Source organism: Acidianus brierleyi (assembly GCF_003201835.2).
Lineage (GTDB): Archaea > Thermoproteota > Thermoprotei_A > Sulfolobales > Sulfolobaceae > Aramenus > Aramenus brierleyi.
Window position 1 is genome coordinate 2,481,913 of sequence record NZ_CP029289.2, and the last position, 12,656, is coordinate 2,494,568.

The 12,656-nt window shown below is 32.9% G+C and carries 9 protein-coding genes and 2 CRISPR repeat arrays (1 of these 11 running past the window's edge); of the genes, 5 read left to right on the top strand and 4 right to left on the bottom strand.

Annotation, left to right across the window (positions count from 1 at the left end):
* A CRISPR array of direct repeats spans positions 1 to 446; the repeat unit is 25 nt; unit sequence CTTTCAATTCCTTTTTGGATGAAAC; it begins 1,414 nt to the left of the window's first position.
* A 105-nt stretch (positions 447 to 551) separates the two neighbouring features.
* Positions 552 to 1,300: a CRISPR direct-repeat array (repeat unit 25 nt; unit sequence CTTTCAATTCCTTTTTGGATGAAAC).
* Positions 1,301 to 2,228: 928 nt separating this feature from the next.
* Together DFR85_RS29370 and DFR85_RS29375 are read left to right on the top strand one after the other, a co-directional pair.
* Positions 2,229 to 2,750: a nicotinamide-nucleotide adenylyltransferase gene (locus DFR85_RS29370; protein WP_110271340.1), complete on the top strand. Its 522-nt coding sequence runs from the start codon at positions 2,229 to 2,231 to the stop codon at positions 2,748 to 2,750.
* A gap of 86 nt (positions 2,751 to 2,836) precedes the next feature.
* Positions 2,837 to 4,321: an APC family permease gene (locus tag DFR85_RS29375; protein ID WP_110271341.1), complete on the top strand. Its 1,485-nt coding sequence runs from the start codon at positions 2,837 to 2,839 to the stop codon at positions 4,319 to 4,321.
* On the opposite strand, the gene DFR85_RS29380 is transcribed toward DFR85_RS29375, so the two are convergent.
* Positions 4,322 to 5,005: a peroxiredoxin gene (locus DFR85_RS29380; RefSeq protein WP_110271342.1), complete on the bottom strand. Its 684-nt coding sequence runs from the start codon at positions 5,003 to 5,005 to the stop codon at positions 4,322 to 4,324.
* Between the two features lie 165 nt (positions 5,006 to 5,170).
* On the opposite strand from DFR85_RS29380, the gene DFR85_RS29385 reads away from it, so the two are divergent.
* On the top strand, positions 5,171 to 5,329 hold the full coding sequence (locus DFR85_RS29385) for a hypothetical protein (protein ID WP_162582851.1): 159 nt from the start codon (positions 5,171 to 5,173) through the stop codon (positions 5,327 to 5,329).
* A 44-nt stretch (positions 5,330 to 5,373) separates the two neighbouring features.
* Here DFR85_RS29385 and DFR85_RS29390 read toward each other — a convergent pair whose 3' ends face one another.
* Both DFR85_RS29390 and DFR85_RS29395 read right to left on the bottom strand, forming a co-directional pair.
* The gene (locus tag DFR85_RS29390) at positions 5,374 to 5,967 is read right to left on the bottom strand and encodes a cyclase family protein (protein ID WP_110271343.1); all 594 of its coding nucleotides are present in this window, start codon (positions 5,965 to 5,967) and stop codon (positions 5,374 to 5,376) included.
* 16 nt (positions 5,968 to 5,983) lie between these two features.
* Complete coding sequence (locus DFR85_RS29395) at positions 5,984 to 6,613, bottom strand: amidohydrolase family protein (protein WP_110271344.1); 630 nt, start codon at positions 6,611 to 6,613, stop codon at positions 5,984 to 5,986.
* A gap of 149 nt (positions 6,614 to 6,762) precedes the next feature.
* Here DFR85_RS29395 and DFR85_RS29400 point away from each other — a divergent pair, with 149 nt between their 5' ends.
* The gene (locus DFR85_RS29400) at positions 6,763 to 8,343 is read left to right on the top strand and encodes an APC family permease (RefSeq protein WP_110271345.1); all 1,581 of its coding nucleotides are present in this window, start codon (positions 6,763 to 6,765) and stop codon (positions 8,341 to 8,343) included.
* Positions 8,344 to 8,924: 581 nt separating this feature from the next.
* Here the strand turns inward: DFR85_RS29400 and DFR85_RS29405 are convergent.
* A complete protein-coding gene (locus tag DFR85_RS29405) occupies positions 8,925 to 10,238 on the bottom strand; it encodes a TM1812 family CRISPR-associated protein (protein ID WP_110271346.1) in 1,314 nt (437 codons plus the stop codon).
* A gap of 339 nt (positions 10,239 to 10,577) precedes the next feature.
* Between DFR85_RS29405 and DFR85_RS29410 the strand changes: the two genes are divergently transcribed.
* Positions 10,578 to 12,641 carry a xanthine dehydrogenase family protein molybdopterin-binding subunit gene (locus DFR85_RS29410; protein WP_110271347.1) on the top strand — a complete coding sequence of 688 codons (2,064 nt, stop codon included), beginning with the start codon at positions 10,578 to 10,580 and terminating at the stop codon, positions 12,639 to 12,641.
* Positions 12,642 to 12,656 lie beyond the last annotated feature (15 nt).

Genomic DNA, 12,656 nt, shown 5'->3' on the forward strand with positions numbered 1-12,656 from the left:
GACCAGGAGTTAAAAGAAACTTTCAATTCCTTTTTGGATGAAACATTGTAGGAGTTTTAACAAGCTATTCTCCTCAAAATCCGCCAACTTTCAATTCCTTTTTGGATGAAACGTAACATAAAGAAAAACAGTTTTAATAATCACAGATATGATTACTTTCAATTCCTTTTTGGATGAAACGTGATTTAGAATTTTACGATATAAATATTTTGAAGAATACTAATTCTTTCAATTCCTTTTTGGATGAAACCCTCAAAGGCATTGCGTATCGCGTTTTCTAGAATGTCTTTCAATTCCTTTTTGGATGAAACTAAAGGAGTATTTAAATCTTTTTTCTCTGTTTTTCCTAGAAAATCTTTCAATTCCTTTTTGGATGAAACACTAACTGGAAATAATGAGGATAAAATAGAGGAGTATGTACTTTCAATTCCTTTTTGGATGAAACCTTAAATAACAGATTAACATACATGTATATCGACCAAAAACTTTCAATTCCTTTTTGAGATGAAACCTATTACAGAACTATAACGTGGTAATAGGAACATTACCAGCTTTCAATTCCTTTTTGGATGAAACAATAATTTAATTTTTTCATGCTTAATTTGTTTCATGTTCTTTCAATTCCTTTTTGGATGAAACCCATACCCCAAAACGACTGATATCCAGTATATTGAAATACTCTTTCAATTCCTTTTTGGATGAAACGCGAATTTATCGCCATCGATTATATGAAAGACGAAAAGTATGCTTTCAATTCCTTTTTGGATGAAACATGCCACACATTAAGTGTGGCATCAAATTACGCCGAAATTATCTTTCAATTCCTTTTTGGATGAAACCATATAATTAAGCTGGAGAACGAGAATATGATCTTGAAAACTTTCAATTCCTTTTTGGATGAAACTAAAATCTGATTTATTTTCATTTTCTTTATTTATCCTTTCAATTCCTTTTTGGATGAAACCCTTCAAACAAATGCAAAGTACTTAATTAAAGATGTAAAAGCTTTCAATTCCTTTTTGGATGAAACCCAAGATTACGGTTTAATGACAAAGGTGTATTAAAAAATGCCTTTCAATTCCTTTTTGGATGAAACTTTAATTAGGCGAAAAAGATGGCAAGTTTGAAGGAAATATTAGACTTTCAATTCCTTTTTGGATGAAACCTTCCAAACCGTTAAGTTCAAAACTTCCACCCCTTGATGGTAATCTTTCAATTCCTTTTTGGATGAAACCTTATTCTCTATAATTTTTTTAGAGCAAGACAATAAATTAACTTTCAATTCCTTTTTGGATGAAACTAATGGATTTATATTCTGATTTATATATTCTGAACAATAAACTTATAAACTTTTCCTTTATCTCCTTTCTTTTTCATGCGAACTAATTCGTTGTAATGATCTGACGTCGTTCTGTTCGCATGGTCTGCTCGTGAAATTGAATGAATAGACAGTCTTTTAAACGTTCAATCTACACGTCTGATTTCGTCTTATACACATTGTAACTCGAACTTTTACGTTTTTAATCTTCATGTTCACCTCCTACCTAGTAATTATGATATTACAAAATTGTAATCCTGCTTTTTTCAACATGATAGATTAATGTTTAATTCTTCTTGTGATGTTCTTATCTTTGCAAGAGTTAAAGGAGGAAAATAAGGGATGAGATGAACATTTTCTATTTTTATCTTTCCTTTTCTTTTTCTCTTTTTATGGTATTCCCTTATTTTTCATTTTTTCTCTTTTTTCTCTCATCATTCTCATGAGAATTGTATAGACGATTGTCTATAAATTTATTGAAAATGATCATCATAAAGTAATTTTTTCTCACCAACTTTTTCTCTCTTTTCATTTTTTCTTTCTGTTCCATCTTGGAAATTTACTTTCAAGAAATAAAATGATTCTTCTCCCTAAAAAAGTATATAATGATAATTATAGATATAGTCCTAGTATACTAGATTTATCTTATCGTGAGGCTGATAAGGAATATATATTTGTATATTTACGTTAACTTAATATTAAGTATCTAAAAATAAGGATTTAAATATGAAGATAATGAAAATAATTTGATTTGTATGATATTTCTGAGAGTGTAATTAGTCTATGAGAGAAGGTTAAGGATAGATAGTCTGGAATCATTAATAATTTTCACTTAATTACTTATAAATTTGCAAGTAAACCGATAATTCTTGATCTTAAACTTTTATTTTTTAGTAATCATTACTTAATAATGAGAGTTCTATTTCCAGGTAGATTTCAGCCATTTCATTTAGGTCATTTAAGTGTAGTAAAGTGGGCTTTAGAAAGATTCGATGAATTGGTTCTTATAGTGGGTAGTGCACAGGAAAGTCACACGCTCTATAATCCTTTTACTGCTGGGGAAAGAGTTGAAATGATTTATAATGCGTTGGAAGAAGAATCTCTTTATAAAAAAGTCTTTCTTTTTCCTTTAATGGAATCTATTTCTAATAAAAACTGGATTCATGACGTAGAGCTTGTTTCCCCAAAATTTGACGCAGTAATTACTGGAAATCCTTTAGTTATAACTTCTATAAGAGATAAATACGAGGTAATAGTTCCTAAACAATTTAATAGGGAGAAATATAATTCTACGTTAATAAGGAGCATGATTTTGAAAGGAGATAATTGGAAGGATTTAGTTCCTTATCCAGTTTACGAATTTATAAAGAGAATTCATGGTGAAGAGAGAATGGTAGATCTCTCCAAGACTGATAAAGCTCCTGAGGATTAATTAAATACCAAGAAATTTAAACACATAATTATCCCGAACATGTTTTCGACAGATAATTTTAAAAATTATTCGTAATACTGTACATTATGCAGTTCGTTAGGAACTCTTCTGGATTAGTCAAGAACGCTTCCCTGCTTGACGCTACAATGTTAAACTTAGCTAACATGGGTGCAGGTTTGGCAATATTTACTGGAATAAGTCCTTACATAGTAAAAGGCGCCGTACTGTGGGTTGCTTCAATATTTACTTTCTTACTTACTTTACCTTTAGTCTTCCTCTATACTTTCTTCATAATCGAGATTCATAGAACTGGAGGAGATTACGTTTGGTTGTCTAGAAAATTAAGCGGAAAAATAGGATCTATAATGGGAATAGCTATAGCTTTTAACATGCCTCCATACTTTGCTTTGTCAGCGTTCTTCTCAGTTTCTGCAATAACTACAGTTTTGTCTGTAATAGGTTCCCTAAATAATCAGTCTTATTTAGTTACAGCTTCAAACACAATTTTTGCTAACGATGCATTTATTTACGCTTTAGCAGCTGTAGCTTTTGCCATAGTGATAGGGATAAACATACTGAGACCTAAACTAGGTTTTACTTTAGTTTCTGCTTTAGGTTCCTTAGCTATAATAGGTACTATAGTAGCTATGATAGTTCTTGCCTTCAATATTCCAGATTTTCATACCAAAATTTTACCATTCCTTCATGCTTTCAATTTAACGCCAACGACTTATCACGGTCCAACTTTTAGTTTACCTGCAACTCTTTACATGATTCCGTATTTTGCGTCCTTTGCTTACATATGGCTTTACGCAGGTCCTGCAGTTTCCGCAGAAATTAAAAGCGAAAAAGGGATAAAATACAATTTAATTTTAGGAAGTTTAATGACCCTATTTTTGATAACTGTACCGTTCTTTTTAATGGATGTAGCTGGAGGATATGGCTTTAATTTCGGATTATATCCTACAGGAACCTACAATTTCTGGAGTGTGGCAATGGCTCTCTCAGGTAACGAAGTCTTGGAATGGTTTATTGGTATAAGTCTAATTTCTTGGGAATTCTTTGTCATGGCCTTCGGAGTAGTGGTATTCGCTAGATATGTATTTGCCTTCTCTTTCGATAGACTTTTCCCCGAAATATTTTCGAGATTAAATAGGAATAATTCTCCGGCATATGCTCATGTCTTGGACTTAATAGTTACTTTGATTTTCATGACAGTGCCTATAATAAGTCCTTTAGGAACTGAGGCATTGTACAGTTATACTCCTTTAGCTATAGCTTATTTACTTTTAGTGTCTATTGCAGGTGCAAGATTTGCATTACAGTCAAAGAGGAAGGGAATGCTGGTGACAGCAATAATTTCGTCTATCTTAATGATATTTATGGGATATGAGGCTTTTACTAATCCTTATTTCGGAGTAGTGGAGAACGGTGCTCCATTCTGGCCTGGCATAGCTTATATTGTAAGTTTAATAGGTCTAGGCTTAGCAATCTATGGAGTATCTAAATGGTACAATTTGAAAAAAGGTATTAATATAGATTTAAACTATAAGGAAATTCCTCCCGAATAATTAGATGTATTTTTTAGCTTCTTCAACGTCTTTTTTGTCTGCTTCCTTGTAAGTCATCCACCATGCAAATCCTTTGTATTGCCCTAACCTAAGTTTAGCATCCTTCAAATTTCTAGGTGGAGGATTAAGTACATTATCTCCTATAATTTCGTTCTTTGGCCAATTAGCAGGCATTACTGATCCAGTTCTGTCAATTATTTGTAAAGCTTTAACGCTTCTTACTATTTCGTTAATGTTTCTTCCTAGTTCTAGAGGATAGTACATGATTAATCTTACAGTGGATTTATCGTCAACAATGAACACTGCTCTTACAGTTGAAGTTGAAGACTCTGCGTGTAGCATTCCAAGTCTCTTAGCAACGTTTCCCATAGGGTCTGCTATTATGGGGAAAGGTATTTCCACTTTAAGGTTTTGTTCAATCCAGTTTACCCACTCAATGTGGCTAATATTACTGTCAACTGATAATCCTATTAGTTCGGTATTCATGCTCTTGAATTCCTCATATTTTTTAGCGAATGAAACGAATTCTGTTGTACATACTGGTGTAAAGTCTCCTGGATGACTAAAAATAACAAACCATTTGCCCTTATACTGATCTGGTAATTTTATTCTTCCTTGTGTGGTGTCTACTTCTAATTCAGGGAATTTTTCACCAATTAAAGGTATTCTAAATTCTTGTTCCAAAACTTTTTCACTATATATAATTTAGAGTTACTACTATTTAAAGTCTATTTCTAATTAGTAGATATTTCTATCTTAAAAACAATTTGGATACTACATAGAGAATTCAATAAATTAGTTGAACTTTAGATGATTTAGGTATATATACCAAAAATTCGACATTTAATTATGGCAATATTAAAGGTTTCAGAGGACGTAAAAGAAGAGCTAATGAAATTAGCAGACGAATTACCAACAAAGAAAGGAAAGAAAGAATCAATAAATAATATAATTGAGTTTCTTATAGAGTTTTATAAGGAAAATAGTAAGAATTCAGTTATAAAATAATTTTTCATATTTAATTATAAAAAATCTAACATATAAAATTCAATTTACCTCACTATTGCGATAGCTCTGACTGGGGATCCGTCAGCTCCCTTTATTAACAAAGGGAAACATAAGAAATCCACATATTTTCCTATTATCTTATCTAAATTAGCTAAGTTCTCAACTATAATAATCTCGTTTTTTAGCAAAATTCTATGAGTTTCGAAGGATCCTATACTTGGAGAATCAATTCCTACAAGCTTAAATCTTTTAGAAATTTCTTTTGATGCTTCTTCAGTAATAATAGAGTATTTATTAATATTCCATCCATTTTTCCAGGATTTACTAGTTCCAGTGTATATCAAAAGTATTTCTGATTCAACGTTTGGGATATCTTCTTTATTTATTTTCTCTTTTTCAATGGCTATAACATAAGCTTTCCCAGAAAATCTGGTAATCTCTATTTGATCTAAAGTTTTACCTTCTGGTATAAAATGAGATGGAACATCTACGTGAGTACCAGTATGAGTGCCTATAGTTAGCTTGTGAACTACATAGCCTTCCTTTTCGATTGAAGTGAATTTTTCAATCTTAGGTTGTGGGTCTCCAGGGTAGTAAGGCATTCCGTTCTCTATAGGAAAAGTAAGATCAATTATCACAAAAAATTTATCTTTTCTAGATATTTATAATCTTCCTTGCATTATCGAGAATCTCTTTATCTTTAATTATTGAAAGAGGAATATAAGGGTAACAACTACCGAAAATTAACTTATCTTTTGGAAAATCCTTAACTAAATCAATTGGAACCGAAGATATTTCACCGTATATATTACTCTCTTTAATAACTTCCTTAGCTTGATTTATGTATTGTGGATATCCTAATCTCATGAGTACTATCCTTATTTTATATTCCTTAACAACGTTTTTTAATTCTAAAGGATTTCCTTTACCTCTTCCCGTACATACAAAAACTGGTAGACTATGGTCTTCAGCAAATTGATAAACTTTCCATGCTTCTTTCAATTCAAAATCATGATTTATAGGGTTAAGAACAATTCCTACAATGCCTTTGTCGTATTGTCTTCCTAATTCAACTTCTGCAGGAACTCTGCATTTGGGGTTATAAATACCTAATTGAAGATAATCCTTTCCCTTATTCCATAAATATTGTTGGTAAAACCCATCTACACAACACATACATCCGTATTTATAAGCTGGATTCAAAACAACGTAGTCGAAAAGTTCTCTAATTTCCTTAGCTTTCACATCTCTTATCCCTAAATGTTGGTGAACATCTATCTTCATAAATATAATCTTAAAATTTGAACTAATATTTTTATATCGTTATATTCTACCTAAAAGAAAAATTGATAAATATAATCTTTTTAATTTTCTTTAATCTACTTTAAAAACTCAAAGTAAATTTATAAAGGATAAGGAATAAGGAAATCCTCATGGCAGACAATCCTGAAAGAGGAAAACATTTGAGAAAAGAAATCAACTTCTTTGAGTTATTTATTATCGGATTATCTGGAGCTGTAGCTACTGCAGTATTCTTCAGTCAAGTAGAAATGACAGCCTATGCTGGACCTGGAAGCTTAATAGCTTGGATAATTGGAATTCTTCTTTACTTTACCATTGGTTTAACGTACATAGAGCTATCTCAAACTTATCCAGAAGCTGGAGGGCCATCTCGATATTCTATTTATTCCCACGGAGTAGTAACTAACTTAATTAACGCTACCGCAGACCTTATATGGTACCTTTTTATCCCTCCTATAGAGGCTTACGCTACTATAGAGGGATTAGACTTTTTCTTTCCTCAACTTCTAAATAAGGAAGATTTTCCTACTCTCTTAGGCGCAATAGTGGGCGTCATCATTCTTATAGCATATATACCATTTAATTATTACGGGATAAAGGTATTTGCAAGGATTACTGCAGGATTTGGAAGCGTTAAAATGATATTTTACGCATTGCCTGCAATAGCTTTAATTTTTCTTTTCTCAAAACCTCAGAACTTCACAATCTACCATGGAGTTTTACCGTTTGGAATAGCAGGAGTATTTGCAGCAATGCCTTTTGCTATGTTTGCTTTTGGAGGCGCTAGAGTAGTTCCAGATTTTGCAGAAGAAACTAAAAATAAAAGGAATATTATTTATGCCCTATTGTTTACCATTTTAGGTCAAGCTACAGTTTATATATTGTATGACTTAGCGTTGATATTAACTGTAAAATGGAGTGCGTTTAGCATTACTCCGGGTAATTGGGGAGGTATGTCAAACATAGTGGGAAATCCTTTCGTTATATTAGCGTCTTCATATGATCTAAAAGTATTCCTTATAATCATATTGATAGCTGCAATAGCCGGACCTTTCCTTACTGGATACATTTACATGGGAAGCGGAAGCAGAGTACTTTTAGCAATGGGAAGATCTAAATTCATGAGTAGTGCAGTAAAACAATTACATGAAAAATATGCTATACCTTATTGGGGATTAATAATTTTTGCAGTAGTAGGAGCTCTAATTACCTTTTTGTTTGCTCCTGTACCTAGCATTTACGGTCTAATTTCTGACAGTGTTGTAGCTGGATATTTAGGTTTTTCAACAAATCCTATTGCTTTGGTAGTAATGAGAAAGCAGGGAGTTACAAAGTTCAGAATACCTTTAGGTAACGTAATTTCTGCAATAGCTTTCGTAGGTTCCTCACTAATAGTCTTCTGGTCAGGTTGGCCTTCAGTACCTTACTCTGTAGTATTGTTAGCTATCGCTACAGCAGTTTTTGCTACTATAGGAAAATCTACAAAGGATTTCCCAGAAGCTATATGGTATATAATGTATATAGCTTTCCTTACCTTTATGACCTATATTGGTAGTGATGGTGCATTGAACATAATACCTTTTATAGATTCTACAATAATTACTGCAATAGTTTCTTTAGCAGTTTTCTATCCATGGGGAATAATGTCCGGCTTAAAGAAAGAGAACTATATTGAGCACGAAAACGAAATTAAAAGTGATACTGCGTTGTAGTGAACTACCACGCCCTAACGGACGTGGCTTCCTGCTTCAAAGCCGAGGCTTGCCAAAGGTAGAGGTCTCAGCTCCACAGGCACTAAGGGTCGTTCCGACCCCGAGCACTAATGTGAACCCACAGTATCCCAATATGGGACTGTTGAATGGAGCAGAGGCGTACCACATAGACCCTCGCTTTAACCAAGGCGTCTCAGTGACGCTTACTCCGTCAGTGACTGCCATTAATAGAATATTTGAAAAATACGTATTTAAATGTAACCACAAAGGAGGCTATCCATCTCCACCCTTACGGATGGAGTCTTCCGCCCCCTTTGAACCCCTTGTTCAGATAAAAAATAATAGTATAAAGATAGCCATTTTTGGCAATCTTATCTACTTTTCCTGACAGAATTTATTTTCAACTTTTCCAAAAATACTAAATTTCAGTAAGTTTTTTGTATTATTACTTCTTTTACTACATTTAAATTGATAAGAAACTTTACGGCGTTCTATATAGGAATCACTAAGGATTCTTAATTTCTACATATACATGTTGTTAATTTCACTGAATTCTATCTATTACTTTGATAGGATAAAAATTAACTCTCTTTATCCAAATTTTTTACTGAATTTATAACATTTTCAAGGCACTCTTTCTTATAGCTTAAATAAACTCCGTTTTTTACATGTACTACAGTGAACTTTCTCCCGAAACCTGCGTGAGATATCATTTTAGTTTCTTCGAATTCGCATTCTGTATCTTCCTCTATCTCAGGTTTCTTTATCCAGTCTATTACTTTCATATTGCCCAATTTTATCAAGTAATCTAATGAGAATTCTTCTCCTTCTTTAGCTATAGAAACAAGTTCTTTTATTCTTTCTATTTCTCTTCCTATAATTACTCTCTGCATTCTTCCCATGTTTTCAGATATTTTTCCTATAGCATCTAATGAGAATTCTTCTCCTTCAGAGAGTTTCTTATAATTTTCTATGAAGTGATATCCTATAAAATAATAGGGTGCATTCTCGTGGGCCTCTATCCCTTGATCTAAAGAGTATAAATCCGGAGATTTAGATATCTTTATTGAGTCTATAATGGTCTTTTCTACATCTTCCGGTTTTACTAAGTTTTTCATGTTAGTCTCTTTTAATAAATACAGTAATGCTAAGGGAAATCCGTATTCTAGACATTTTCCTATTCCGTACATGTCTGACTTTCCTACAGCGTTAAGTCCTTTTTCCTTAGGATCAAGGATTTTTACTAATTTTATTTCATTGGTCAAATAATCTTCTATATTCGATTTTTTAACTGTCATCTTTGATATAAGGCCTATTCTTATTTCTCCTTTATCAATATATGATGGACTTGCACTAACGTGGAAATATTCTATTTCCTTTCCTGTTGAAGAAACGTAATCATCTATAGCTAATCTAGTAGCGTTCATTGATGCGGGTATTTCGTAATCTGATACGTTCGAAGTATCTAATATGACAAGGTTTGGTGAGTATTCCATCATTTTCCTATAAAGATACAAATAAAATAGAAATTGATAATTTCCTATTCCTCCCTTGTGTTCATGGATAACTGTTTTATTAACGTAGTTTCCGATACCTGGAAGTACATAAGCCTCATATTCCGCATTAATTATCTCTTTTACCTTAGATTTTATTCCTTCGCTTAGAGAAGGAAAATCTGGAGGGGGATCTTGCAACAAGTAAGATAATGTTGAGGGAAGGAAGATTAATAGTGATACTTCGTTTTTTTGTTCTTTAAAATAATTAAATTCTGCCAAAGTAGAATTGTTTGCGTTAAGTGCAAGGTCTATTGTGTCTCCTTTTTCGTCTACTGGATGGTAAGAAGATTCTTTAAATCTTAGGATTTTTTCCCACGGGGCTACAATGAGAACTTTCATTGATATTACTTATGGTAAGGTTGAATTAAAATTCTTAGATTAACATCAGCAAGGAAAGCTAATTCCTCATGAGGCTATTCTTTATCTTTTTAATTTCGATTATAATGAATTGTTATTAAATTTAAAATTTTTTATAGTGTCTTATATTAATGATGTTTAGTTGATTAAAGTTTAGAATCGCGTTCAAACTTTTTATTACATAACAATTTTAAAATAGTAGTTTATTTTGATGTCTATATTTATCTTAAAAGTCTATTTTAAATAGAAACTAAAATAATAAAAAATTATAAAATAATATTACAGATCAAACTTTTAATCTTGGGAAAGCAATCTTTTATCATGAAAAGAACCGATGTAGAAGATCTTTTAAAAGGAAAAGGTAATTATGTGGATGATGTTAAGTTTTCTGGATATCATGCAGTTTTTGTAAGAAGTTCGTATCCCCATGCTAAAATAAAAGTTGATGCTCAGGATGCGAAAAATAAGGGTGCTTTAGTTCTCACTGGGGAAGATCTACAATTTTCATTAAAATCTGAAATTACTGAAAATGAGGGTTCTGCAAATCTTCTTCCGTTAGCTTACAATAAAGTAAGATACGTAGGTGAGCCAATAGCTGTAGTAATTGCTAAAGACGTTTACACTGCTATGGATCTTGCAGAAACGGTAAATGTTGATTATCAACCTTTAGAACCAGTAGGAAGCATTGAAGAAGCGTTAGAGAATAGATCTTTAGTTTTTGAAGAAGTGGGTTCTAACGTAGTTTACAATAAGGTATACGAATACGGCTCTATGCCTAACGATAGGGAAATCGAACTGAATTTATATTGGAGTAGATCCTCAGGTAATCCGATAGAGACTTTCGGTGTAATAACCTATCCTGAAGGGGATTCTCTCACAATAATCTCTAATATGCAAGCTTCCTACATGCAAGCTCAGGATTTATCGAAATATCTTGGTAAGATTCGTGTAATTCCTGCTAGACAAGGCGGAAGTTTTGGTTCGAAGTTTTCTCTCAAAAATTACGTTTTAGCTATAGCTTTAGCTTCAAAGAAATTCAATATTCCTATAAAATGGATAGAAACTAGAACTGAGCATCTTGAAGCATCAAACAGTTCCGGTCCAGAGAGAAAATTCAAGATTAAGGCATATTTTAAGAACGATGGAACAATAACTGGACTTGATTTTAAAGTATGGGAAGATGTAGGAGCTTCTCTCTTTAACGGTCAAGCCTTTAAGCCTTTAGGAATTCTAGCAGGTCCCTATAAGGTAAGAAATATAAGATATGATGCCTCTCTTGTTGCGACAAATAAAAATCCGCCCGGAGCATTTAGAGGAGCAGGAACTCCCCCTCACACGTGGGCTTTAGAGAGAGTTGTTGATTCAATAGCCGATGAACTGAAAATGGATAGAGCTGAAATAAGAATGAAGAATTTCATTGACGAGTTTCCTTATGAGTCTCCTTATGCGTTCTACGATTCAGGCAATCCTAAGAAATTGATGGAAATTGCTTTATCACGGAAAGAAATTTTCAATTTAAGAAATCAAGGTTATGGTGTAGGAATAGCCTCTTCCACCGATCCTAGTACTCCTTCAGGACAAGAAGGCGTAAAAATAGAAGTTAAAGGAGGAAAAATAACGCTGGGAATAGGTTATGGGCCAGAAGGCCAAGGTAATGAACATACTGGAAAAATTTTGCTTTCTCAAATGCTAGGAGTTCCTTTAGATAAAATCGAGGTAAAGGTTTTAGATAACAATGAGTCTCCATATAGTTTTGGTCCTGGAGGAAGTAGGATGTCAGTTTTCCTTTCTGGCGCAATAAAAGGAGCAGTAGAAGAATTGATTAGGAATTTGAGATCTCAAGTAGGGGAAGCTAAATTTGAAAACGGATATTTCATAAAAGGAGATCAAAAGGTAAGTATTTTAGAACTAGAGGGAAGTGCGTCATATGTATATTCCTTACAAGGAAAAACAAGGTTTAACGCCTATCCTTTCGCAGTTGATATTGCTGTAGTTAAAGTGGACGAATCAGGGATTATAAGACCAGTAAAACTCATAGTATATATAGATCCAGGTACACCGTTAGATGAGGATTTAGTTAAGGAACAGATTATAGGAGGATCATTTATAGGAGTATCTGTTGCTCTCTATGAAAGATATGTTTACTCAAATGGTCAGCTTTTAACTTCCAACCTTTCTGACTATAATTTCCCTACTGCGTTGGAAATGCCGGAATTTGAGGTTAATATAGTTCCAACACCTTCTCCTTACACTCCTATGGGTTCAAAAGGCATAGGTGAGATTCCTGTAGGTATAGCTGCAGCAGCAATGACTAGTGCCGTTGAAGACGCATTAAAGAGAAAGATAAATAGCGTTCCTATAACTCCTGATAATAATCTGCAATAATTTTTTATAACCATT

What these genes read in the sequence shown, in the direction of transcription:
- DFR85_RS29370 (WP_110271340.1), top strand. Translation starts at nt 2,229, where the DNA reads ATGAGAGTTCTATTTCCAGGTAGATTTCAGCCATTTCATTTAGGTCAT.
- DFR85_RS29375 (WP_110271341.1), top strand. Translation starts at nt 2,837, where the DNA reads ATGCAGTTCGTTAGGAACTCTTCTGGATTAGTCAAGAACGCTTCCCTG.
- DFR85_RS29385 (WP_162582851.1), top strand. Translation starts at nt 5,171, where the DNA reads ATGGCAATATTAAAGGTTTCAGAGGACGTAAAAGAAGAGCTAATGAAA.
- DFR85_RS29395 (WP_110271344.1), bottom strand. Translation starts at nt 6,613, where the DNA reads ATGAAGATAGATGTTCACCAACATTTAGGGATAAGAGATGTGAAAGCT.
- DFR85_RS29400 (WP_110271345.1), top strand. Translation starts at nt 6,763, where the DNA reads ATGGCAGACAATCCTGAAAGAGGAAAACATTTGAGAAAAGAAATCAAC.
- DFR85_RS29405 (WP_110271346.1), bottom strand. Translation starts at nt 10,238, where the DNA reads ATGAAAGTTCTCATTGTAGCCCCGTGGGAAAAAATCCTAAGATTTAAA.
- DFR85_RS29410 (WP_110271347.1), top strand. Translation starts at nt 10,578, where the DNA reads ATGAAAAGAACCGATGTAGAAGATCTTTTAAAAGGAAAAGGTAATTAT.